Genomic DNA, 24860 nt, shown 5'->3' with positions numbered 1-24860 from the left:
AGAATGATGAGCGAAGATTTTAGCGAATGAATTTTTTAGCAATGAATACTGCGAAGACAAACATTATATCATTGGTACTAATCATCCCAACATTCATTGTTAAAAAATTCATCCGCTAAAATCTTCGCTCATCATTCTTCATTACACATTCCCAATTCGTAATTCAAAAATTTGGCCCTATATTTAGCTACACAAGTGTCTGATATGCGGAATTTAGCTCAGTTTTCTGATGAGATGTTGCTGGAAGCGTTACAGCGGGATGAGGAAGCTGCTTTTGATGAAATCTACTACAGGTATTGGGCGTTGTTATGTGGCATAGCCTATAAGCGTGTGCAATCCAGGGAAGTAGCGGAAGAAATGGTCCAGGAGCTGTTCACTACATTCTGGCTCAACCGTCGGAAGCTGCAGGTACACACTTCGTTAAAAGCTTATCTTTCGGCGTCTGTACGCTATATGGTACTACGTTACTTCCAGCAGGAAATGGCCATGCAAACATACAGAAATCATATGCAGGCAGCGTCAACGCCGGTGGATTCCTCTACAGAAGCCGTTATACAGGCCAGAGACCTGCATGCCCGGCTTGAACAGGCGCTGACTCAGCTTCCCCGGAAATGCCGGCAGGTATATGAGCTAAGCCGTAAAGAATATAAATCCAACAGGGAAATTGCCGAAACGCTGAATATCTCCGAGAAAACCGTGGAAAACCAACTCACTAAAGCTTTACGCATCCTCAGGCTTAACCTGAAAGACATTGTTGCCCTCTTCTTCTAAAAAATTTTTGCACCGCGTAGGGGGTAAGCCCCTTTTCTTTCACTACTTATATAGAGGACTAATCATCCTGCCGGTTGATAATATCACGCTATACGTATGACGCCACGAATAAAAGAGCTATTGTCCAGGTACATCAATGACGAGTGTTCGCAGGAAGAAGCTGCAGAGCTGCTGCACTGGTATGACGCTTTTGAAGACCATCCAGAGCCTTACAGCACATTTGATGCGGAAACGCGGCATCAATTGCAAACTAAACTGTTACAAAACATAAAAAGCGGGATTGCGCAAAAAGAAGAACGATGGCACAGGCGCACTCCTGTCAGAAAAATATTATTGTATGCACTTAGCGGGGCTGCTGCTGTTATATTACTGGTGGTGGGCCTGCAATGGCTGAAAACAGAAAAGAAAGCCCGTTCACGAAACCTGGCGCCGGAAGAAGAACTGATCGTCAGTAATCAGGGACATTGCATATACAAACGCCGGCTGTCGGATGGCTCTGTGGCATGGTTAAGCCCCGATGCCCGCATTACCTATATACATAACAGTAAAAAGGGCACCAGGGAAGTACATATGACCGGTGATGTATTTTTTGAAATAGCACCGGATCAGGCCCATCCCTTTTATGTTTACAGCGGCAGGATGCTCACCAGGGTGCTGGGCACCTCTTTCCGTATCAAAACCAGCAGTGGTGATCATACAGCCCGTATAGATGTCATGAGCGGCAAAGTAGCAGTAAGCCTGCTGAATACCACAGCAACGCAGATGCCCTTACGTCAGACCGCTAGCGACTCATTACTGCTTACTGCCAGCCAGGCCGCCACCTTACTGGATGAACAATTGGATATACATCATACTGGTGCCGACAAAGAGATGACCATATGGCAAAAACGGGAAATTCATTTCGACAATGCCAGCTTACAACAGGTAGTAACGGTCTTAAATGAAAAATTCGGCGCCCATATCGTCTTCGGCGATAACAACCTGAAAAATTACCGGCTTAACGCCGATTTCTCCGGCCAACATTTGCCAGACATCCTTGACATGATGAAGAAATCACTCAATATCAGATATGAACTAAACGGGAATGAAATGAAATTACTCAGCCGGTGATTTGAATACCCGGCAAACACGTTATCGATACAACCTTAATCTTAAAATTAATCCACGTATGAAGAACATTCAGTCACAGGTCTGAGATATCCGGCTTCCTGCAAATTAAAAGGCCCGGAGTGGTGATGACACTCCCGAGCCTTCATCAGCCATGCGTAACTGCCTTTCAGCAGTTGTGCCGGTGATGCTTTGTCTCATTTTCCTTAAAAAACGACACATCCAAAATTATGAAATTTACTTCTAAACTATCGATTGACCGCTACAAGCTCATGAAAATAGCATTTAGCCAAATAGCAATGGCCATCGTATTCACCGGAGTTTCTTATGCACATACCTGCAAAGCCCAGCATGTGCTCGACAGCTCCATCAGCATTTCGCTGAAGGCAGTGCGCCTCGACAAAGCACTGAAAGTGCTGGAACAACAAACGGGCGTTCCCGTTATCTACAGTTCCACCTTTGTACCTACCGCACGGGAAGTTACCCTGCAGGCGAAACTGCAGCCCCTCCGTGTTGTGCTCGACAGCCTGCTGACGCCCGATGGTATCACCTACAGCTTCAGCAACAACCGGATTGTACTTAGTCCTGCTGCCGAAAAAGGCAGGGAAACGCCCACTCAGCAAGTAACTATCAGAGGAGTGGTTACCAACAACGGTGGTCAGCCGCTACCGGGTGTGGTTGTATTGCTGAAAGGCTCCCAAAAGGGAACCACTACAGACACTAAGGGTAACTATTCCTTATCCCTCCCCCATTCAGAAGGCGTGCTGATATTTAAACTCATTGGGTTCAGCACCATGGAAGTGGCCATAGATGGACGTAACACCATCAACGTACAAATGCAGGAAGAGGCCACCGCATTGACCGATGTGGTGGTGGTAGGCTATGGCACACAAAAGAAAGCCTCGCTGACAGGCGCCATATCCAGTGTTACCAATAAGGAGCTGAAAACCGCTACTAATTCAAACATCGCCAATATGCTGGCAGGTAAGTTACCCGGACTGCGTGTTACACAACGTAACAGCGAACCGGGAAGCTACGCCACCGATTTTGATATCCGCGGTTTCGGCTCTCCCCTGATGATCGTCGACGGCGTGCCCAGGGATAACTTCACCCGTCTCGATCCCAATGAAATAGAAAGCATTTCCGTGCTGAAAGACGCATCTGCCGCAGTTTATGGGGTGAAAGCCGCCAACGGGGTGATATTGATAACTACCAAAAAGGGGAAAACAGGAAAAACGGAACTTACCTATTCCGGTACCACGGGATGGGCCAGCATTGCCAATTCACCCCATGTGCTGAATGCTTACCAATATGCTACTCTTATTGATGAAAGCGACTTCAACTCAGGTAAAACAACTCCCACTTATTCAAAAGAAGCACTGGGAAAACTAAAAGATGGTACTACGCCGGGAACAGACTGGTACGACCTGGTAGTGCGTAAACAGGCTCCTATCAGGCAACATAACCTCAGTGCCAGCGGCGGCAGTGATAAAATTAAATATTTCCTTTCTCTGGGTTATTACGATGAAAAGGGCATGTGGAAATCCGGGGATCTTAACTACAAACGCTATAACATCCGTTCCAATATCAATGCGCAGATTACCAAAAATCTGGATGCTGAATTATTGTTAAACGGTATACAGGATAATAAAATGGAACCGGGCGAACCTACATGGGTTGTTTTTAAATCCATGTGGATGCAGATACCTACCATCCCCGTCTATGCTAACAACAACCCGCTGTACCTGAGCAATGTTGCCGATGGCACCCATCCGCTGGCAGTAACCACCTCCAGCATTTCCGGGTACAATAAAACAGTAGGCAAAACCTTCCAGGGGTCATTTGCCCTCAACTACAATATACCTTTCGTTGACGGGTTAAAAGCCAGGGGGATGTATAGCTATGACAGTAAGTACCTGTTCACGAAAAGCTGGAAAAAACAATTTGCACTGTATGACTACAACAATGCCACGGATGTTTATACGCCAAAATATTCTCACAGCCCTTCCAATCTCTCAGAAGGATTTGACCAACTGGAATTTTCAACACTACAACTGTCGCTAAACTATCAGAAGCGCATTGCACAAAAACATAACATCAATGCATTGTTGTTGTTTGAAAAACTTCGTCAGCGAATAGACAACTTCAATGCCTCCAGACAGTTTTCCCTCAACGATATAGACCAGATGAATGCAGGGAACAACAACAGTACGCAAGCCAGCTCCAGTTCGCAATCACCCGGTTTCAGCGGCTCCGCACCGATGTTCGACTATGTACGGGAAGGCATCGTAGGCAGGTTGAATTACGACTATGCGGGAAAGTATCTGCTTGAAGCAAGCTTCCGGCAGGACGGATCTTCAAAGTTCGCCCGCGGGCACCGCTGGGGCTTCTTCCCTGCCATATCCGGTGGATGGCGCATATCAGAAGAACCATTCTTCAAAGACAATATTAACCTGATCTCCAATCTTAAGCTAAGAGCTTCTTACGGGAAGCTGGGCGACGACGCATCTTCCCGTTTCCAGTATCTGAGCGGATATGACTACCCGGGACCTAACTACGTATTGGGTAACTCACTTACATCCGGCCTTTCTCCCAGAGGACTCGCCAATGAAAACCTCACCTGGTACACTTCCGAGCTGGCAGATGTAGGCCTGGATGCAGATCTATGGGAGGGAAAATTCCACGCCGAATTTGACATCTTCAGAAGAAAAAGAACAGGACTGCTGGCCGACCGGGCACTCAGTTTGCCAGGTACCGTAGGCGTAAGACTACCTCAGGAAAACCTGAACAGCGACCTTCAGCAGGGCCTGGAGATATCTCTTGGACACAAGAACCAGATAGGACAGATACGGTACAATATTTCCGGTAATATATCCTTTACCCGTTCCAAAAGTAGTTACATAGAAAGAGCCGCGTCAAACAATTCTTACAACGACTGGCGTTCCAATAATACCAACCGCTGGTCTGATATATACTGGGGATATCATGTAATAGGTCAGTTCAAATCAATGGACGAGATCAGGAAATCCCCGGTGCAGGATGGCAATGGCAACCGGAACCTGCTGCCCGGCGACCTGAAGTACGAAGATGTAAATCACGACGGAGTCATTGACGACAACGACGTACGCCCTATCGGCCGTAACAGCTCCACTCCAGGCATTAACTTTGGGTTTACCCTTGGAGCACAATGGAAAGGCTTCGATCTGAATATGCTTTTCCAGGGCGCTTCTAATTTCACTATTGATTACCTCGGCTCAGACCAGCTTGCAAGACCATTACCCTGGGGACGAAACGGCCTGGATATATTTATGGACAGATGGCACCGGGAAGATATGTTCGATAATAAATCTGATAACTGGGTCCCCGGAAAATATCCCTCCACAAGGCCCAATGGCTCTGCTCCATGGAATTACTACACCTCCGATTTCTGGCTGCATGATGCCACTTATCTCCGCCTGAAAAGTATTGAGCTGGGATATACGCTGCCAGCCAGCATATTGGAACGCGCAGGGATCAAGGCATTCCGTGTATACGCCAACGGATTTAACCTGCTTACCTGGTCGGGATTGAACAGTGTCGTAGATCCCGAACATACCAAGAATACATACGGGTACGAATACCCGATTACCAGGAATTACAATATCGGGTTAAATGTTACATTCTAGTTCAGTCTTTCAAATAAGTATTATGAAGAAACATACACTATATATATTCCTACTCAGTACCGTTTTCTTATTCTCCTGTGACAAGGATCTGGATGTTCCTCCACAGAATATATTACAGGATCAAAGTCTTTATACAAGCGAATCGGCTATCAATGCCTATTTTGCAACACTATATAACGACCTGCCTATAGAGGATTTTAATTTCAGCCGCAACGGGTTCAATACATTCCCAAATGGAGGTGCCTGTTTGCACGATTTCAGTGACGAAGCCATTTCCTGTCAAACCGATAACAGCAATGGTATAGGCGACGGCACCTGGCTGCAATACTGGAACTACAGCGCTGTAAGGAATGTAAACGATTTCATTGCCAAGCTGCCCGCAGCCGGGTTCCCTGACGACAAGAAAAATCAATGGCTGGGTGAAGCCAGATTCATCAGGGCATATTATTATTTTGGTATGGTAAAACGTTACGGCGGTGTACCTCTGGTTACTACAGCACAAACTTATAACGGCAAAAACCTGGAAGAGCTGAAAGTTCCGCGGAACACGGAGAAAGAAGTATACGACTTCGTAGCTTCCGAATTAGATGCCGCAGCAAACCTGCTAAGTGAAACAAGCGACAACGGAAGGGCTAACAAATACGTTGCATATGCGCTGAAATCGAGGGCCATGGTATACGCAGCTTCTATAGCGCAATATGGCAGTATACAGCTGAATGGGCTGGTAGGATTGCCCGCTGCCGATGCAGGCAAATACTGGCAGGCTGCCTACGACGCTGCCAAAAAAGTAATAGACGGCGCTAAATACACGCTATATAACAAAAATCCCGATCACATACAGAATTTCATCAACGTTTTCCTGGATGTCACCAGTACGGAAAACATTCTTATAAAACAGTTCAATTACCCCAATAAAGCACACAGCTTCGATAACATGAACCTTCCGTATTCCGTAAGAGGCACTGCCGGATATGGCAGCCGGGCCAATCCAACGCTGGAATTGGTGGAACAGTTTGAATACATAGATGGTACCCCTGGAAAGCTGAAGCTGAATGACGCCAATGGCAATCCCATCGAGTATGCCAAAGCAACAGATCTGTTCCTGAATAAAGATCCCCGGTTTGCAGCCACCTGTATTTATCCCTTCGCCGACTGGAGAGGTAATATCATTGATGTGCAGGCAGGCATCATCGACAACGGTCAAACCATTACCGCTGGTGATTATAAATCGTTGTATCAGGGCATACATATCATCGGCAATAACGGTATAGGAGGCGGTGGCGGAGAGGTATCACAAACAGGATTCTACCTGCGCAAATACCTCAATCCCAACTACAATCCTTCTAATGTGGCTCCGTGGACTTCTTCACAATCGTATATCGATATCCGTTATGCAGAAGTACTGTTAAACTACGCTGAGGCCGCTGTTGAATTGGGTCGCGCAGATGACGCCGCCTGGGCGGTAAACGCCATCAGGAACAGAGCAGGTATACGGACGCTTGCCGGGAATGAAGTAACAAGAGACAGAATACGTCATGAAAGACAGATAGAGCTTGCGTTTGAAAGCCATCGCTATTGGGATATCAGGAGATGGCATATAGCCGACAAACTGCTGAACAACGCCAAAGCCACCGCACTGTTGCCCTATCTGATGTTTCAGCAACATACATATATTTTCAAAACTACTGCCGTGGGCTTTCCGAAAACATTCACCACCAACCTGTATTATGAAAAGATCCCCGCGGGTGAAATCTCGAAAAACGCCAATCTTGTACAAAACCCCGGCTACTAGCCGCTGGTACAACAACATGGCATCTAAAAACATAAAATCATCTACAAATGAAACTATCTCATACAATATATTTCCTGGTGGCAATGATCTTCTTTGCGGCCTGTGGCAAACTGGATAACCACCCCGCCCCTGATGCAGGTGTAAAAGGCAATGTCATAGACGCGGTTACAAAAGAACCACTGCAAACCGAGCAGCCCAACGGTGTCAAAATCAGGATGCTGGAAATGAAATACCAGGGGAATGTAAGTCCGCAGGATATATGGACCAGAGCCAACGGCACTTTTGAAACCACTCAGTTATTTTCAGGAGCCTATAAAATAGTGCCGGTGGAAGGCCCGTTCTTCAATGCTGATACCACACAAATAACCGTCAACGGTATCACCGATATATCCTTCACCGTTACGCCATTCCTGAACGTTCAAGCTCAGGCCACTACACTGGGCAACAGTATCGTACTGGCTTACACCATTTCAAGGCCTAAAGCCCAGGATAAGATCGTGGAATGTAAATCGTTGTTGTCCGCCTATCCTGCGGTCAGCAATCCTATCAATGAAAGGGCTGTCACACATGATCTCTCAGGTATTGACGATAACACCATCCTGAGCAACAAGTTCAGCGACACGCTGACTGCCCTGCAATCCGGGCAAACGTATTATGTGCGGGTTGCAGCAAGAACAGCGAATGCGTATAACAAGTATAACTATACGAAAGTGATGGAGGTGAAAATACAGTAGAAAGAATTAAGAATTGAGAATATAGAATTAAGAATGAAGAGCGAAGACCTAAGCGGGTGAGGTAACACAATATCCGCTTAGGTCTTCGCTCTTCATTCTTAATTCTATATTCTCAATTCTTAATTGGCTTCCAGCGTTCCACTGATCACCTCTGTTCCATTCTGATCTACCGCGTAAACAGTAATTGTTTTCTGATCAGCGCTGATGCTGCGGATGAGGAAGTAATCCGTTTTAACTTTCGAGATGAATTGTCTTGCACGACCCTGTAAAGTTGAATTCAGCTGCACATCAATGTGAGCTGCCAGCGTATTGTTCCCGGCATAATAGGCAAAATAGTTGTTACCGTCGTTATTGGTGTACAATACAAATGGATACATGCCAAGATCTCTGAAGAACGGAAGGCCTCCCTTGAAAGACACTATTGTTGCCGGGCTCCATGTATCAAATCCCATGATCAACGGAGTGAAATTATAGCCATTCCTGTAGGTTAGCTTCAGCATATTGACAGTGCTTTGCTGGAAGGGCGAGTTTGGATCTACCAGCAGCTCAGGCAGGCTGGCAGGCTGATCGAAGACGGTATAAGGTGCTTTAAGGCGGATCATTTTCATGGGTATACCACCTTCCGATGTATAGATATTCCCTTTCCGGTAAGGCTGTATACTGATAGTATCATTCACTACACCCGTTACTTTGAAGTAGTAGTCATTAGTGTTACCTGACTCATACCAGCCTGAAAAGATAGAGCCCGTGGCAAAACTCAGCAGGGGTGCTCCTGTTGCGCTGCTCAGCTCAAACAATGCAGGTACCCTGGTATTTGAAGCCGGGAAAGGCGATTGTGTGGTGAATGTACCTTTTGTTATATCAAACTTCACTACAACCGGAGTGGCCGTTATAATAGCCGTATCCAGGTTCGGGACATAGATCAGCCAACCATTTGGATTATTGCCCAGCTCCTGCATTATTTTGTCTGTAAGTGCCTTCTGCCGGGTTGCCTGGGCATCCAGGTCAAAGTCTTTCTCATATTTCTTACATCCGGCTGTCAGTACAATAAGTACCAATGCCAACAGTGATGGATATACGTATTTCATTTTTCCGCATTTAGGAGTAAGTAATCTCATGGTACGATCGATTTTACAACAGAATCGAGTTTCGTTTGCATCATATGCAGATCGATCCCTTTACTCAGGTAAAAATTGTTCACCATCCTGTATTTGGTTTCCAGTTTTGGATTTTTAGCCACTATTTTCAGAATGGAATCTTTAGGAAAGCGCATCATCGCTTCTACCGTAGTGGCAAAATCTTCTACGGCCTGATAACCTCCATAAGCGCGGAAAAAACCATCCTGTTGAGCCTGTTCATCGGATCTGCTGATATACTGTAAATCGTAATAAGTACCCTGTGAAACCTGGTCATATCCTTTAGGGCGACCAAACTTCTGATCGAGCTGATGGGCATGCTCATGATAAAGGATGCAGATATGCTCCCTGATCCAGGCCCTGCTTACCCGGAAGTTATTCACATCTCCCATACCTAACCTGTAATACTGGGCATTCAATCCTGCACCGGCAGCGGTGCCTGCAGTGATAGAGTTGAAGTGAATAGCAGTACCCACTGTCAGGAACTCAATAGGTATCTGGTTCTTAGAGAATTCCGGTGCAAAAATCCGTATCGGCTCCAGCCACATCTTCTCTATCACATATTTTGTATAAGGCAGTGCTTTGTCGTAGTTAGCCGGCACAAAGAATGTAGTAGGATCTATCACCCTCGGATCAAACTTATAAATAACACGAAGGCCATAGTTATGCTGAATCGTATCTATCAGGCTGTCGAGCCTGTTCACCGGAGCTGCGGTGGCGAAATAATTGATGTTATCATTTATTACCGGCTTCTTATCCTTCAGGCACGACATGAACATCAACATACCTGTTATCGCTATTATGAAAAATTGAATAGTCTGTTTCATAAAAAAAGTTGAACGTACGTAATAAGGCATACCTATCTTGGATTGAGTTCACCCGTGATGGGAGAATTTCTCTCCTGTTCCATCCGGGGTATCTGTATGGCTCTTCTCAGGTCATTCGGCGCAAGCACAGAAGCGGGAGCTTCATTCCTTCCCAAACGGTGCTCCACGGCAATTCCCAGCCGTTTTACATCATACCAGCGCAATCCTTCGTTGTAGAATTCCTTCCTTCTTTCCAGCAGCACAGTATTCAAAAGCACCTGCCGGCCGACAGCCGGGTTCAATGGATTATAAGGCCGGTAACGTTCTTTGCGAAGTGCTTCTATATCCGACAGGGCTTCTGTAACTGCATTGGCATTATTGCTTCTCAGCATGGCTTCGGCACGTGTGAGCAGTACTTCTTCCATGGTGAAATAGGGTGTCCGGATAGGCGTATTATTGGGACTATTAGGTTGTGTGGCAAACTTGATAGCCATCATCCTGTTATCGATCACGGTGCCGACGGAAGTAAACAACTGACTCCTCAGATCGTTGGTACCAAATAGCGGTGTAATTGAATCGCTGGCAAAGAAACCGCAAATCTGGAAACCGGTAGTGGTGATAGGAGCGAGCCCGGAAGAATAGGATATCATCAGGATATTTGAGTGGAGTGCCGGATCCATAAAGCGGTTCGCGAAGAAAGGAATACCGTTCGACTTTTTAAACGGAAGATCATCACTTAGTCTTCTTACATTCCGTCCTTTCTCTGCAATCACTGCGTCTGCATATTTCACAGCTTCGTCCCACTCTCCCTTGTACAGCTTTATCCTGGCAAGAAATGCATTCGCGCCTGCAATAGAGAAATGATAGGGATTGGAGGGCACGGCAGTTCCTGCTTTCTTCAGCTGTGCCAGCCCTTCTACGGCATCTGCCTCCAGTTTGTCGTACACTTCCTGCACCGTATTACGCCGATAATAATTGATGTTGCCCTTATTGATGGTCGTTACAACAGGCACCCCCAGGTTCTTCGAAGCCGTAGCCGGATTGTAGTGCATACCAAAAAGATTCACCAATATGAAATGACAGTAGGAACGGAGCAATAATGCTTCTCCTTTCACCGCTGCTTTCTTTTCCGGAGTTCCGGGAGCTGCATCAATGCCTTCCAGTGCCAGGTTGGTGTAGAAGATCTTTGAATAGAATTCAGCATAGGCCACTGCAGGGCCGGAGCCTATATTGTCCGGATAGTCATCTTTCCACAAATACATAGGCAGATAGTTCGCAATATTAGATGCCTGCGCTAACTGTGCATGATAGTCAAAATCATCTGTCAGGATATCCGTAAACATATCATGCCGCAAAGGATATGCATTAATCAATAACTGTGCATATTGTTCTGCTGTCTGGATATCTGCCCTGTTATCGTAGGGCTGTTCTGTGAATTTCTTACAACCTGTAATAAGGGTAACTGCCAGCAGCAAACCACCCAGGAGCTTTTTTATTTTCAGTTGTTGGTATACCATGTCTGAATGATTTAGAATTGGGCGTTTATTCTGAATGAATAGGAAGTTGGGTTAGGCAGATTTATACCAGTAACGATGCTTTGAGGGTCCACTCCTCTCAGATCTTTATCGGCCCAGAAATATAAGTTATTACCCGAAAGCGCAAACTGCGCGCCTTTCAGCACGTTCTTTTTGCGAGGTATCCAATTGTAGGTGAGTCTGACTTCGCTAAGCCGGAGCACACTCGCATCCACCACCATCTGGGTTCCGCGGTTATAGGCAAAGTCTTTCCGGATGAATGCCGAATTGTAATATGCCTGCTGAATATTGGATACCAGTCCGGGCACATCTGTAATTTTTTCATCTCCGGGAATACGCCAGCGGGCGGCTACATCCCGCTGCGTAGCAAGATTGTCGTCGTACGTTCTGCTCACGATGGGGTTTCTGAATACTTTGTTCCCCATGCTATAGGTAAAAAATATTCTCAGCTCAAATGCTTTGTAGGCAAATGAATTGGTAAAGGATCCTGTTATTGTCGGCTCCCTCGATCCCACATAGGTAATCAGTGAATCATCCTGAGAGGTCAGCTTTATATTATCTGTTACAGCGCCTTTGGTACCGGTATAAAACAATGGCTGCCCGGCCTGATCCAGTCCGGCAAAACGGTATGCATACAATCCTCTCAACGGCTTTCCTACTGCGCCGTATCCATCCGGCGATGTTTTTACTGTCAGCAAGGGAGAAAATACCCCATCCGTTACGCGGTTAGTCACCTGTCCCATCAGTACATTGAAATCCCAGTGAAAGTCCCTGGTACGCACAATATTCTTAATCCCAACGGTAACGTCTATACCTTTATTCGTCATGCTTGCCCAGTTGATCGTTTTCTTGCTGAAACCATCTTCATAGGCTACATTCTTTTCTGCCACCAGATCTTTATTGGATCTTGAATAATATTCAGCAGTTAATGTCAGTTTATTGAATAATCCAACGTCAACGCCTACACTGGTAGTGTAATCTCTTTCCCAGTTCAGGTTATACAATTCCGGAGAACGAAGTTGTATGGCCAGTTCATTATACGTCAGATCGCCGCGATAGGCATTGTTATACCTGGCATCGAGGGCAGGAGAACTCTGCCAGGCGTTGCCTCTCAGTGCATAGCTTCCTCTCAGCTTCAGGTAGTCGATCTTGCGGGAAGGGTCCAAAGACTCCATAAACTTTTCCCGGTCAACGTTCCACGCAAGACCTATACTGTAGTTAGGCAGGAAGTGGGTGCGGGTACCGGATCCGAATAAGTTACTGCCATCCACTCTCGCTGCCAGATCTATGATATATTTATTATCATATACATAGTTGGTATTGAGAAAGAAGGCCGTTTTATTTTCTCTTATAAAATTCTCTGTATAATATTGCTCGTCTTTTTCAATGGCACGCTTTAATGCCAGTACGCTGGGAGAAATGATCCTTCCTGCATAATACTGGTAACCATATCCACGCACGTAGTTGCTGTTCACCTTATCGCTGCCTATTTCAACACCGCCAAAAACATTCACGGTATGCATGATGTTGAAAGTATGATTCCAGTTCAGCGCATGACGCATAGACAGGAAGGTTCCTCTGGCGGTACGCTGATCGAGGATACCTCCGGAGGGCAGGATGGTTTGCGGAATAGCATAAGGATCAGCAGGATCTTTGTACAGCAACGTATTGATGTTCGCAATAGAAAGCGGATTATCCACTCTGTAGGCTGCCGCCACGTTGGATCTTTCTGTCATTACATGGCTATAGTCTGCAGCCGTTTTCCTGGCCGACATCAGGGCTTCATAACGCAAATCCGGAGTGATCTTATAATTCAGCTTCAGCGCTGTTCTTATTTCCTGACTCTTGAGTGTATTGAAATTTTCGTTCAGCTCCTGTAAAATATTAAATGGTGCAAAATCACGCAGATAGTATTTATAGTTGCCGTTCTCATCGTAAGGCACCATTGCCCGGCTGGTGTTTGCGGCATAGCTGAATGGATTCAGCTCAAAGGTACGGGTGAGCTGCCCGTCGGTCACCGTACTGTTGAATGTTCCCGGTGCCAGCTGGTCTCTATAGGTAAAATTGGTGATAAAGTCGATGTCGAGTTTGGATGTCACCTTAACGGTTGTACGAAAATTTCCCGTATACCTGTTCATGTTATAACTCTTCGCCTGACCATCATCGTGCATGAAGCTGCCGGAGAGATAGTAAGTGGCACGGTCATTTCCTCCGTCGATCGAAATACTGTGTTCCTGCACAAGATTGTTTCTGAACAATACATCAAACCAGTTGGTGTTCACTCCCCTGGCTTTGTTCAGCAGTTCGTTCGCCTTGTCCATCGATATCTGCCGTTGGGTATACTGGTTGTAGATATCAGTAAAAGCACCGGTGCTGCTGGGGTAGTTCAGCACAGAAAGATATCCGAAACGATAAAGCTCCGCGGAGAGATCCATCTGTTCTTTTGAGTTCATCAGGTTAAACGTTGCCACATTAGGTTTTATCCCCAGCGTAAGTGCAGATCCTACGTTAACGTTCACCAGCCCTTTCTTTCCTTTCTTTGTGGTGATAGACACTACTCCGTTTGCCGCGCGGGTACCGTAGAGCGACGTGGCAGAACCATCTTTCAGAATGGCGATGTCTTCGATATCGGCCGGGTTCAATCCGGATATGGCTGATCCCAGCAGGGAAGCAGGATCGCCGGAATAGAGCTGATTGGGCTGAATGTTAGCCGGAGAAGTGATGGGAACACCATCCACGACATAAAGTGGCTCCTGGTTGGCGCTGATAGAAGCGCTTCCCCTGATCCTTATTCTCGGTGTGGTACCGAAAGTACCGGATACATTTTCTACTGCTACGCCGGCTACTGCGCCCTGCAACATTTTGGAAACATCTCCCACACCCGCGGTACGCAACAGTGCTTTGTCGACCTTGCCAACCGAACCGGTGAATGTTTCTTTATTCAATTGCTGGAAGCCGGTTACGATCACTTCGTTCAACGCTTTTTCAGCAACCTTTAGCATTACATGAATCGGCTGCCCTTTTTTAACCAGTATTTCCCGGGTGGCAAATCCTGGGCTATAAATAACGAGTACATCCCCTTCCGCCGCGTTGATGGAAAATGCGCCTGTTTTACCGGTGACGGTAGATGAACTGTATTTTCCTTTGATAAACACCGTTACTCCCGCCAGTGGGGCGCCCGTTGAATCAGTAACTTTACCAGTTACCGGTTCCTGCGCTTTTACAGCCGGCGCGGGCTCCGCGGGCTGTTTCTTTGCAGCGATGGAGTCGGGGTAAACAAACACCGATCCTTTTCCAATGGTATACTGCAACCCCTGATCTTTCAGGGTCAGGTCCATTAAATTACGTAGGGGCATATCCGTTACATTCAGGTCTACCGGCCTGATATGCTTCATTACGGAAGATTTACACACTACAGCATAGGAAGTTTGTTTTTTAATGGAATTGAATACCTCTTCAGCGGGTATCTTTTTTCCCGAGATGGAAACAATCTGAGACTGTCCGCTGACGCTTATTTGCAGGCAAAATATAAGCATGATAAATGCTGCGGGTTTTCTCAATAGTTTTCCTGGCCGCTCCTTAGGAGAACAGCCCTTGCAGGTTGTCAAATGCATAGATCAGGTTTACTTTGATTGATAAATGTTACCCTGCTGTTACATGGCAACAACAGGTTTTCTTCCTGCCTCTTTGCAGGAAATGGGTTCGTTGCTACATAGATTTTGTGTTATTATTATTTTCCGACGATTAACTTTTTCCCTCCGTCTTCTATTTTAAACTTCACGCCCGATTCTGCCATAAAACTCAGTACAGTTGACAGGTTCTCCGATCTGCTGATCTCGCCCCAGAAGGTGATTTCCGGAACTTTATCTTCATAAACAACATCTATATTATACCAGCGGGATATTTGTTTCATTACTTCTGTCAGACTCAGGTTATGCAGGTTTAACATGCCGTTCTTCCAGGCCATTACGCGGGCGGTATCAGCCGTTTGTACTGTCATTCCTGCATTCCGGGATTTGCCGTAAAATACAGATGCCTGCTGGCCGGGTGTTAAAATACTGTTTTGTTCACTGTTCGGTGATGGCAGTACCATTACTTTTCCACCCAGTAATGTTACCATCGCCGCCGGATCATCACGATAAGCACAAACATTGAATTCCGTTCCCAATGCTTTTACAATCCCCTCTCTCCCCCCTTCTACAGAAGAAAGAAAACGTACGCTGAATGGCTTATTCTTATCCTGTGCCACTTCAAAATAAGCTTCTCCGGTCACTTCCACGATCCGTTCATTACCTGAAAACGCAGTAGGATAGCGCATTACCGTTGCAGCATTCATCCATACCCTTGTACCATCGGGCAACTTCATATTGAATTGTCTTCCCCGGGGAGTCGACACGGTATTATATATTACCTCCGCTCCGGCTTTCCCGGCAGCCTCCGTTTGATAAGCCAGCTGACCATTTTTCATGACGGCATTAGCTCCTTTTTGCTGCGCCACCACACCGTCTGCTACACTGTCCAGTACTACTTTGGATCCATCTCCCAATGTCAGCACCGCTCCATTACTACCTGGTGCGATATCGGCTACCGGGGCAACCGTATGTTTCCCGGATACCGGCACCAGCCAGCGATAGCTCACTCCTGCCAGCAGCAACACCGCTGCAGCTGCGGCAACCCAACGCAGATAACGCATCCTTGCCGGTTTCACACGCTCTTTACCTGTTAATATCGCAGCCGCCATGGTACGCCGCTGTTCGGGAGATAAAGCTCCGTCGTCCGTGGCGGCTGCCCAGCTCTTTTCCATCAATGGCCCCAGCACCTCATCTACATCCACCCGCTCCAGCAGGGAGAAATATTCTTCCCTTTCCTCGCTTGTGAGTTGCTGCGAATTCCATCGTCTATATAAATATTCGAGCCGGTTTTCCAAGTCCTGATATTTTAATAGGTTCACAATAAGGACAACGGGAAAATAAAAAAGGGGGTAATGGGTAGAAAAAATTTTTTCGGGATTTATTCAGCCTTGTTGCCGGCTAACAATATACCTGGTAATAGTGGCATTGGCATGTTGCAAATAGGTTTTTACTGTTTCCCTGGAAATCCCCATCTCTGCAGCAATCTGCGGATAGGTAAGCCCTTCTCTGCGGTTAAGTGTCCATACCTTCTTCTGCTGGGGCGGTAATTGATGAATAGCTGCATCCACAAGACTTAACTGTTCTTCCTTCTCCCGGCCATCTGTTTCCGGGCTGCCTGCTATTACCGACGTGGCCCACTCCTGATAACGCTTTCGCTCCCTGATCATCTTCTTTACCTCATTCAGGATACGATTGCGGGATATCACATACAAATAAGTCCGGAAATTCCGGATCTCTGCCAAACTTTCCCTCGTCTGCCAGATCTGGGTAAATATATCCTGCACCAACTCTTCCGCTGTTTCCCTGGCGATGCCATGCCGCAGGGCAAAACCATACAACAGGCCCGAATATGCTTCCAGCAATTGTGTGAATGCTTTCTCATCTCCATCCGCTACACGCAGAAGGAGCGCTTCTTTTATATGTGTTTCACCCTCAGACAAACTTAATGATGTCTATATTTTAGTTGATAATGTTGCCAGGTAAGATATGAAATTACGAATTAGGAATATAGAATTAAGAATTAAGAGCGAAGATTTTAGCAGTTAATAGCACAATACTACTAACCACTAAAATCTTCGCTCTTAATTCTTAATTCTATATTCCTAATTCGTAATTCTCACTGTGTACTTTCCTGCAGCCGCTTTGAAGTACAACGTGTTCTTTCCTTCATCAACTCTGAAATCCTGATTCTTCTCTTGTACATGCCAAATACCGGGGGCGAGTCCGGTCAGGATTACTTCATATTCTTTTTCCTGCGTTTCCGGAATATTGAACGTAAAGCCGGTTTCAATAGCAGCAGTGGCGGAACTCATGCCTACTACCCTGTTTCCTATAATGACGATGTAACATGGGCCTGTTTCATAGAATTTTACCGGTAGTGGATTTACTTTATCTGCCGTCATTTGGAAGACAGTAAGAACCCGATCCCTCTTCTCCGGCGTAGCAGGCGATACCATAATCCGGTGTGCGCTGGCTTCCGGTTTGTTAGAATTTACTTTATACTGAAATTCGAATGTGCTGTTGGCTTTTTCTCCGCTGAGTATGGTTGCTTCACGGTCTGCTGCCGATGGCACCAGCATCTCCACATAGGTTTTTCCTGCGATGCCGTTTTGTTCATTCCGCAGAATAAAACCAGCCGGCGTGCGAACCGGTTCTTTCAGCGTATTGATCTGCCAGTATTTTTTAAATGCCGGATCGGATGTTATCATGTCATCGGCCAGAATAATGGCTGCCGGTACATCTTCCCGGCCCAGATTCAGAAAGCAGAATGCCCGGGAATAGCTACTCAGCTTCGACGTATAGGCGGCCGTCAGGTCCGCTTTGAAATAGCTAAAAACGGGTGTCTGTTTCGAAGGCCCGAAATCAGCCGAAAGCACCCGTCCGTAGTTGAACCAGGGATCGGTGGTCACTTCTGCCGGCGTTACCGGAAAACGCTGACTGAATCTGGAACCGCCATCATTGGCCTCCGTGCGGAACAGCAGCTTCTCTCCGGGATCTCTGGCCAGCATCACGCTATGCGAGATAGAGCGCTTGTTGAAATTGAAATCGTATGGCGGACCATAGGAAAGATACAATCCGATATCCCCCACCTGTATGCCATGATAATAAATCTGCAACGCACCTGCGTCGGCATGCTGGTGATTGCCAAAGTTATAGCCACCGCCTTTTATCTCGGCAATAACATCATTGCTGACAGGCGTATTATTCCAGCCGGTACGGGCTACCATACTGCCAAGTACCGGCCCGAAGTCTTTGGTAAGCGGAAGAGATGCCACGCTCTTTTCTCCTTTCAATGCCGGATCATTCACGAGGAGGAACAGCACCGGGTTATCCGGTAATCCTCCTTCCCGCTCGAATTCTCCCTTGATGAGCGGATTGCCGGAATAGGCATAGCACAGCAACATCGTCTGCGGCTGCTTCCAGTAATAGGGATATTGGGGCGATTTTACGTTGAACATATCCCCATCCGGGAGCATCAATCCATCAGGCCTTCGCATATACAGCCAATACTCCGGCAAATTTTTGATGTTATCATCGAAAACAGGCCTGCCGGTCATACGGTAGAAGAGCCATGCTGCATGCATTTCCCAGCCAAAGCGGTAAGCACCATAGTCGACACCCTGGTTGTGGCGGGGCGACTGATACTCGAACCGCCGCATGGGTACCAACTGCTCCAGGATGATGTAGGAAGTGTAACGATAAGGCAAAGGATCTTCGTCATAGATGGCCATGCTCATCGCCAGCAAATCCCGACTTACCTGTGCTTCGTTACCATGTCCGTTGATGGCGCTGTTGTCAAAAGGAGGCCAGCCGATTTCCATATCTTCTGCCAGCCGCATCATGTTCTTGCGAAGAGAACGTTTATCTTTTACATCGAGTAAGTTGTAGCACCAGTCGTACACCAGCGCACCGGTGTAAATAGCGCGCCCTACCTCCCTTGTAATATCGCCATATTTTACATTACCGAATTCGAGTACAGAAAGATAATCTGTTACAAGTCTTACCGCTTCCATGCCCGTTTTCCGGTCACCCGTCATGAGGTAATAGAACGCTTTTGTTTGCGCCGCTTTTTCCAGCGCTTCATCGTAGAACATTTCCCTGTCGGGCTGAAAATTGAACGGATAAGGCAGTAACGCGGCCTGTTTTACTTTCTCCCAGGCTGCCTCATTTTCGCCGGCATGTAATCTTGCTTTCACTACCGGCAGACTCTCTGCATTCACCCACAGCCGGGGCCTGCCTGCAGGAGGCACTATTTTGGGCACATAGTTACGTGCGGCTTCCGGCACTGCAGGAGGCACATACTCCTTCCAGCTCACCTCTCCCAAACGTATCCCTTCGGGCAACCAGATCTTCACCTGCTGTTTCTTTCCGTTCAGCTCAAACCGGCCAGCCACCTGCGAAGAGCCATAGTAGGTATCGAGCACGATTCTTTTTGTAGGACGTCCATGATCTATCTGTATCCAGATAAAAGAAGTGGGCGTTTTTACTCCTTCAGGCAATGTCCTGCCTATTGCGTAGGTGCTCATTTCGAATGTGCCTGCATGTGGTGCCCTCACTTCAAACACCGCATCAGGCGGCATGTTGGTACTATCTTTCTTTTCCGCAGCCCCGGCCTTCAATGCCAGCCATCTAAGACTATCGCCCACGATTTCGGTAGTGCGTGCATTTACCTTTGCATCATCTGCCTTCAGTCTTATAAATGGCGTTACTTTGCCACCTGCCTGTGCAAACACCTGCAGCGTAACAAAGGAACTCCACAACAATAGCATCCATCCTTTTCTCTTGTACATTATTTCCTGACCTATATTATTATTAAATCCATTTAATCTCCGCACCGTTTCGTAATTCTCTTAATACCCAAAATTCTGCGTAATATTCGGATTCGCTCCTGTTTCCGCGTCCGGAATAGGTTGCAGTCGCCTGAAGTCGGTTATCTTCACTAACGGATAGCGGGCATACGCTTTAACACCCATATCCTGCCGGGTAAACTCTGCGTTGGTTCTTGTCAGGTCAAAGAACCGCAATCCTTCGAATACCAGTTCCTTCCTTCTTTCCCTGATAATAGCATCTACCAGTGCTTTGCCTGTATACGTATAGGCGTTCTGTTTAGCATCCCTGTTCTGCGCCAGCTGGTTAAGATATTGCAGGGCACTGGCTTCATCTCCCAGGCGGGCGTAGGATTCCGACAGGGTCAGGAGCACCTCCGCATATCGCAGCAGCTTCACTTCATCTTTATCTGTTTTATTAGCATTCTGGTATTTGTTGACGATATAGGCCTGGTTACTACCTCTGGTGCCGTCTATGATCAGACTTCTTCGCTTGTCGGAAGCAGTATACAAGGCGTAGGTATCGTCTGTTGCCAGAAAATCACCCAACCCGTTGCGGGAATAAATATAATCCAATCCCTCTGGTCCGTTATTAGCCGCTGCGGAATTATTCAGCTCAAAAATAGATTCCTGCTTATCAGTCCGCGCGATGGCGGAGCCCCAATAAGTGGCGAATGCAGTTGAATCTGCGGCTAACGTGTATCCTCCTTTTTGCACCACCAGCAGCGCAGCATCACGGGCTTTCCCATAGTCTGCCTTATACAGATAAGCTCTTGCCTGCAGCGCCTTTACAGCATAACGCGCGATGAAGTTGGAATTAGCCACATGAATAGCTGGTGTTGTTTCCGGCATGATCTTATAAGCACTGTCAAGGTCGGAAACAATGAGGTCATACACTTTTGCCACACTACTCCTGGCAGGAGTAATAAAAGCGCCTCCCACATCTGTAGAAACAGTTACCAGCGGCACTCCGTCGGCATCAGGCTTAACGGTATATGGCGTGGCAAACCAGTTCACGAGGTTCAGGTAACACAATGCCCTGATCGCGTATGCTTCTCCTCTCAGCTGGTTGACGTTGTCGGACAACTTCAGACTGGCCCCGATGATCCGGTTTGCCTGCAGGATGCTGTAGTAGCTCTGCGACCAGAGCAACTTCGCTTCAGGACTGGAAGATACAAACGTATAGCTGTATTGTTGCAATAGCCGGCTTGAGTTGGTACTGCTGATATAAATATTATCTGCCAGCAGATCACCAAATGCTATGGCATTGCGGCCAAAGAGGAAGTAGTTATCCAGGTTCCTGTACAGCCCGGCTGTAGCCTCCATCATATCGCTCTCCGTCAGGATACCTTTTTCCACTGATACGGAAGTAGGCGGCTCTTCATCCAGGAATTTCTTGCTGCAGGAAGATCCTGCGATTACAAATGCCAGCAGCAGGAGGATGTATGTGTTTCTTTTCTTCATTTGTAATTAGCTTTTAAAATCCAACATTAACTCCGAGGGTGAAAGTTTTATACTTCAGCATATTCTGATAATCGTAGCCGGAGTAATTCACTTCCGGATCAAACGGCAGGCGATCATCGAAAGTCTTCAGCCACAGGTTGGTGGCCCGTGCATATACATTCAGTTTGGTTACACCAAGGCGTTTGGCGAGCGGTATATCTTTAAAATCATAACCCAGGCTCACGTTCTGCAACCGGATATGATCGCCACGATACAAGCGGAAAGTGCTGGTGGAATTATCGGTGGTCAGCGAATATTTCGGCACGTCGGTTACCTGCCCGGGGGTAGTCCAGCGGCGGTCGTAGATGTACTGGTATTTATTGTAGGTATAATAAGCGCCGGAAGTAAAGTAGATATCTGAAGCGCCATATACCCAGTAGCCGAGGTTATAATTAAAATCAATTCCGAGGCTGATGCCTTTGTAGGTAAATACATTGCTGAAGCCTCCCACATACTTCGGAACAGACTGCCGGTTCAGCACTACATAAGCGGCTTTAGAAATATCGGTGGTGGTAGCCCCATGCGTACCATCGGTGTAATACAGCGGACTGCCTGTTTGCGGATCTACGCCGGCAAACTCTTTCAGGTAGTAGTTATTAAAGCTGTATCCTTCCTTCAGGTAAAACATATCGTTGCGTTCGATCGTTCCTTTAGGCAAACTGGTAATCACATTTTTGTTCATGGCCAGGTTGAAGTTGCTGTACCAGTTGAAATTCCGGTGCTTCAGCACATCGCCTTTCACGGTGAACTCCCATCCTTTATTCACCATCGCGCCTATATTCTGACTTACACCGCCAAAGCCTGTAGTAAGAGAGGTAGCTACTGCCCTTATCAGTCCATTGATATTATTGTAATAATAATCGACAGTAAAAATGAAGCGGTCGTTGGCAAATCCTATATCGGCGCCCGCATCAAATTTCTTCGACGTTTCCCAGCGCAGATCCGTATTACCAACAATCGAATACTGGCTGCCATTGTATCCTGCATAGCTGTAGCTGCTGCTGTAATTCACCTGCGGCAGCCAGTCGTAGTTGCCCAGGTTGGCGTTGCCGGTAGTACCGTAAGATGAGCGCAGCTTCGCGGAGGAAAGTATATGCTGCTGATCAAAGAAAGCTTCTTCATGTATGTTCCAGGTAGCACCTATGGAATAGAAGCCTGCATGCCTGTTATTGGTGGGAAACCTCGAAGATCCATCACGGCGATACGAGCCATTAAGTGCATACTTGTTCCTGAAATTAATACCTGCACTGGAATACAGCGAAGTAAATGCATAGTTGCTGAATTGTCCGTATGCACCCACTGCATTGGCAGCATTGCTCAACGCTGTCAGATCCTGATGCGCTGAAGGGAAGCCACTTCCCACGGCTGCAAGCAGGTACTTCCTGGATTTCTGCGCTTCATAACCTACGGATGCGGTCACGTAGAAATTATCGTATCCGGGAATATCATAACGATAATCGAGCTGGTTACGGGTCAGCCAGTTGAAATAGCGGGAATAATAGTTCTTGCTGGTTCCGCCTGCAGAAACACCATCTCCCATTGTTGGATTCAGGTAAACGGTTTCTTCCAGCAGATTATAATCTATGCTGAAATAGCTGGTATAGGTGAGTTTATCCCAGATATTCCATTTCAATCTGGTATTACCCAACATCCTGGTTTCAGAAAGGCGCTTGCTGTCGTATTTCGCTATCCATAAAGGATTGTATACACCGGGGAAATTAGTGTTGCCGGTGATACTTGAATTAATGGAACCATCATCATTATAAGCCAGCTGATAAGGCCGGAGTATGCGTGCAGCATAAGTGGGATTACCGGAGTACTGCGTGCTGTAGGGCGTGTTCTGATCAACGTTGGAAACGTTTACACCGGCCGAGAGCTGAATACGTTTATTGATTTGCTGATCGAAATTGATCAGGCCGGAGATTCTTTTAAAATCGGCGCCAATGGTAGTTGCCTGCTGATCGAAGTATCCGGCGGAGGCAAAGAGTTTGGTTTTCTCAGAGCCGCTGTTGATGCTTACGTTATATTGCTGTTGTGCACCGGTGCGGGTTACAAGATCATACCAGTTATTGCTTTTGCCGCTGTTCAGACCATATTTGTCGGAGAGGTCTTTCACCTGTGCATCCGTATAACCGGAGTTGCTCAATGCTTCTTTAAACATTACGCTAAATTGATCGGCATTAAGCGGCCGGCCGGCGCGAGGCAGGTCAATCGGACTGGAGTTACCACCTTCAGCATCGAGCCGTACCTGGGTTTTCCCCAGCTTACCTCTTTTGGTAGTGATCACAATCACGCCGGTGCTGCCTCTGGAGCCATACAATGCAGTGGCTGCCGCATCCTTGAGCACATCAATACTTTCAATATCGTTCTGGTTAATGCCAGCCAGCGCATTGGAAGTGGTAACAGTGCCGGATAAAGCACCGGAATTCACGATCATTCCGTCTACTACAATCAGCGGGTCCGACGACAGCGAAAGTGATCCTACTCCCCTGATGCGGATATTGACATTAGCACCGGGCTGCCCGCTGGTTAACGGAGCAGAAACGCCGGCTACCTTGCCTTGCATAGATTGCATAAAGGTGGAAAAGGGTTTGTTTTCCAACGCAGCGCCGCCAATGGTGCCTATTGCACTGGTGTTGGCCGCCCTGGTGGTAGTACGGTATCCATCCGTCACCACTACTTCATCCAGTTGCCGGAGCCCCGTGCGTAACCGGATGTTCACCACACTGCTGTTAATGGCAACCTGCCTGGATGCGTATCCCATCATACTCGCTACCAGGCTGGCTCCTGCGGGTACCTGCCTGAAATGGAAGTAACCGTTTGCATCGGTGGTAACCGCCTGCGTGGTGCCCGCTACCTTCACCAGCGCGCCAGGTATAGGTACTCCCAGCGTGTCGGTTACAGTACCGCCAACCCCTGTTGTATCGGCAAGGGAAGTAACAGTTGTTGAATTACGTGTATTCGTTTCAGTTAGTACATATTTACCGGTTGCTCCGGCTCCGCTGCTGCACAATACAAGCATAACAACGATAGTTGTCAGCATCGCAGCCATTCTTAAAATACCAGATCCGGAACCCAATGCAGGATATAAAGTATGTACGCTATTCCTGGTACGGACATTGAAAAGCATATTTTCTAATTACAGGTGAAAAATTAAATTGCCTGAGCCGGGCGAAACCCGGTATTACGTTGAAGTATTTGTTCCCCTTGTTTGTTTTAATGATGTTCTTTCTATTGCAGCACCAGTGCTCCGTTTGCCTGTGTTCATCGTTTATTTATCGGAATATGTGCTGATATTTCCGGTATAGTTTTTTCTGTTTAAAGCCGGTAACGGAGCAATGACCGGCTTCGCT

Annotated in this window: 14 protein-coding genes; 5 read left to right on the top strand and 9 right to left on the bottom strand. The window is 47.0% G+C overall.

Annotated elements, in window-relative coordinates; all coding sequences use genetic code 11:
• The first annotated feature begins 204 nt into the window (after positions 1–204).
• The 5 genes from UNH61_RS07145 to UNH61_RS07125 all read left to right on the top strand — a co-directional run bounded on the left by UNH61_RS07145 (position 205) and on the right by UNH61_RS07125 (position 8069).
• The gene (locus tag UNH61_RS07145) at positions 205–771 is read left to right on the top strand and encodes an RNA polymerase sigma-70 factor (RefSeq protein WP_326991451.1); all 567 of its coding nucleotides are present in this window, start codon (positions 205–207) and stop codon (positions 769–771) included.
• Positions 772–867: 96 nt separating this feature from the next.
• Positions 868–1881, top strand: a complete 1014-nt coding sequence (locus UNH61_RS07140) for a FecR domain-containing protein (protein ID WP_326991450.1) — start codon at positions 868–870, stop codon at positions 1879–1881.
• Between the two features lie 227 nt (positions 1882–2108).
• The gene (locus tag UNH61_RS07135; RefSeq protein WP_326991449.1) at positions 2109–5543 is read left to right on the top strand and encodes a TonB-dependent receptor; all 3435 of its coding nucleotides are present in this window, start codon (positions 2109–2111) and stop codon (positions 5541–5543) included.
• Positions 5544–5565: 22 nt separating this feature from the next.
• Entirely contained in the window at positions 5566–7335 is a 1770-nt protein-coding gene (locus tag UNH61_RS07130; protein WP_326991448.1) for a RagB/SusD family nutrient uptake outer membrane protein, read from the top strand.
• A gap of 47 nt (positions 7336–7382) precedes the next feature.
• On the top strand, positions 7383–8069 hold the full coding sequence (locus tag UNH61_RS07125) for a DUF3823 domain-containing protein (protein WP_326991447.1): 687 nt from the start codon (positions 7383–7385) through the stop codon (positions 8067–8069).
• 119 nt (positions 8070–8188) lie between these two features.
• Here UNH61_RS07125 and UNH61_RS07120 read toward each other — a convergent pair whose 3' ends face one another.
• The 9 genes from UNH61_RS07120 to UNH61_RS07080 form a co-directional block, all read right to left on the bottom strand.
• Positions 8189–9157: a hypothetical protein gene (locus UNH61_RS07120; RefSeq protein WP_326991446.1), complete on the bottom strand. Its 969-nt coding sequence runs from the start codon at positions 9155–9157 to the stop codon at positions 8189–8191.
• A 26-nt stretch (positions 9158–9183) separates the two neighbouring features.
• Complete coding sequence (locus tag UNH61_RS07115; protein ID WP_326991445.1) at positions 9184–10032, bottom strand: substrate import-associated zinc metallohydrolase lipoprotein; 849 nt, start codon at positions 10030–10032, stop codon at positions 9184–9186.
• 32 nt (positions 10033–10064) lie between these two features.
• Entirely contained in the window at positions 10065–11528 is a 1464-nt protein-coding gene (locus UNH61_RS07110; protein ID WP_326991444.1) for a RagB/SusD family nutrient uptake outer membrane protein, read from the bottom strand.
• Positions 11529–11539: 11 nt separating this feature from the next.
• Entirely contained in the window at positions 11540–14941 is a 3402-nt protein-coding gene (locus UNH61_RS07105; protein ID WP_326991443.1) for a SusC/RagA family TonB-linked outer membrane protein, read from the bottom strand.
• 335 nt (positions 14942–15276) lie between these two features.
• Positions 15277–16473 carry a FecR domain-containing protein gene (locus UNH61_RS07100; protein WP_326991442.1) on the bottom strand — a complete coding sequence of 399 codons (1197 nt, stop codon included), beginning with the start codon at positions 16471–16473 and terminating at the stop codon, positions 15277–15279.
• A gap of 87 nt (positions 16474–16560) precedes the next feature.
• The gene (locus UNH61_RS07095) at positions 16561–17118 is read right to left on the bottom strand and encodes a sigma-70 family RNA polymerase sigma factor (RefSeq protein WP_326991441.1); all 558 of its coding nucleotides are present in this window, start codon (positions 17116–17118) and stop codon (positions 16561–16563) included.
• A gap of 162 nt (positions 17119–17280) precedes the next feature.
• Entirely contained in the window at positions 17281–19968 is a 2688-nt protein-coding gene (locus tag UNH61_RS07090) for a hypothetical protein (protein ID WP_326991440.1), read from the bottom strand.
• Positions 19969–20028: 60 nt separating this feature from the next.
• Entirely contained in the window at positions 20029–21468 is a 1440-nt protein-coding gene (locus UNH61_RS07085) for a RagB/SusD family nutrient uptake outer membrane protein (protein ID WP_326991439.1), read from the bottom strand.
• Positions 21469–21481: 13 nt separating this feature from the next.
• Positions 21482–24637: a SusC/RagA family TonB-linked outer membrane protein gene (locus UNH61_RS07080; protein WP_326991438.1), complete on the bottom strand. Its 3156-nt coding sequence runs from the start codon at positions 24635–24637 to the stop codon at positions 21482–21484.
• Positions 24638–24860: the final 223 nt, after the last annotated feature.

The sequence above is a fragment of the Chitinophaga sp. 180180018-3 genome (genome assembly GCF_037893185.1).
GTDB lineage: Bacteria > Bacteroidota > Bacteroidia > Chitinophagales > Chitinophagaceae > Chitinophaga.
The sequence above is the reverse complement of the archived record's forward strand: the minus strand, read 5'-3'. Positions and strand labels throughout refer to the sequence as shown.

What these genes read in the sequence shown, in the direction of transcription:
- UNH61_RS07110 (WP_326991444.1), bottom strand. Translation starts at nt 11,528, where the DNA reads ATGGTATACCAACAACTGAAAATAAAAAAGCTCCTGGGTGGTTTGCTG.
- UNH61_RS07085 (WP_326991439.1), bottom strand. Translation starts at nt 21,468, where the DNA reads ATGAAGAAAAGAAACACATACATCCTCCTGCTGCTGGCATTTGTAATC.
- UNH61_RS07145 (WP_326991451.1), top strand. Translation starts at nt 205, where the DNA reads ATGCGGAATTTAGCTCAGTTTTCTGATGAGATGTTGCTGGAAGCGTTA.
- UNH61_RS07120 (WP_326991446.1), bottom strand. Translation starts at nt 9,157, where the DNA reads ATGAAATACGTATATCCATCACTGTTGGCATTGGTACTTATTGTACTG.
- UNH61_RS07135 (WP_326991449.1), top strand. Translation starts at nt 2,109, where the DNA reads ATGAAATTTACTTCTAAACTATCGATTGACCGCTACAAGCTCATGAAA.
- UNH61_RS07140 (WP_326991450.1), top strand. Translation starts at nt 868, where the DNA reads ATGACGCCACGAATAAAAGAGCTATTGTCCAGGTACATCAATGACGAG.
- UNH61_RS07090 (WP_326991440.1), bottom strand. Translation starts at nt 19,968, where the DNA reads ATGTACAAGAGAAAAGGATGGATGCTATTGTTGTGGAGTTCCTTTGTT.
- UNH61_RS07130 (WP_326991448.1), top strand. Translation starts at nt 5,566, where the DNA reads ATGAAGAAACATACACTATATATATTCCTACTCAGTACCGTTTTCTTA.
- UNH61_RS07125 (WP_326991447.1), top strand. Translation starts at nt 7,383, where the DNA reads ATGAAACTATCTCATACAATATATTTCCTGGTGGCAATGATCTTCTTT.
- UNH61_RS07105 (WP_326991443.1), bottom strand. Translation starts at nt 14,941, where the DNA reads ATGAAGCATATCAGGCCGGTAGACCTGAATGTAACGGATATGCCCCTA.
- UNH61_RS07080 (WP_326991438.1), bottom strand. Translation starts at nt 24,637, where the DNA reads ATGCTTTTCAATGTCCGTACCAGGAATAGCGTACATACTTTATATCCT.
- UNH61_RS07115 (WP_326991445.1), bottom strand. Translation starts at nt 10,032, where the DNA reads ATGAAACAGACTATTCAATTTTTCATAATAGCGATAACAGGTATGTTG.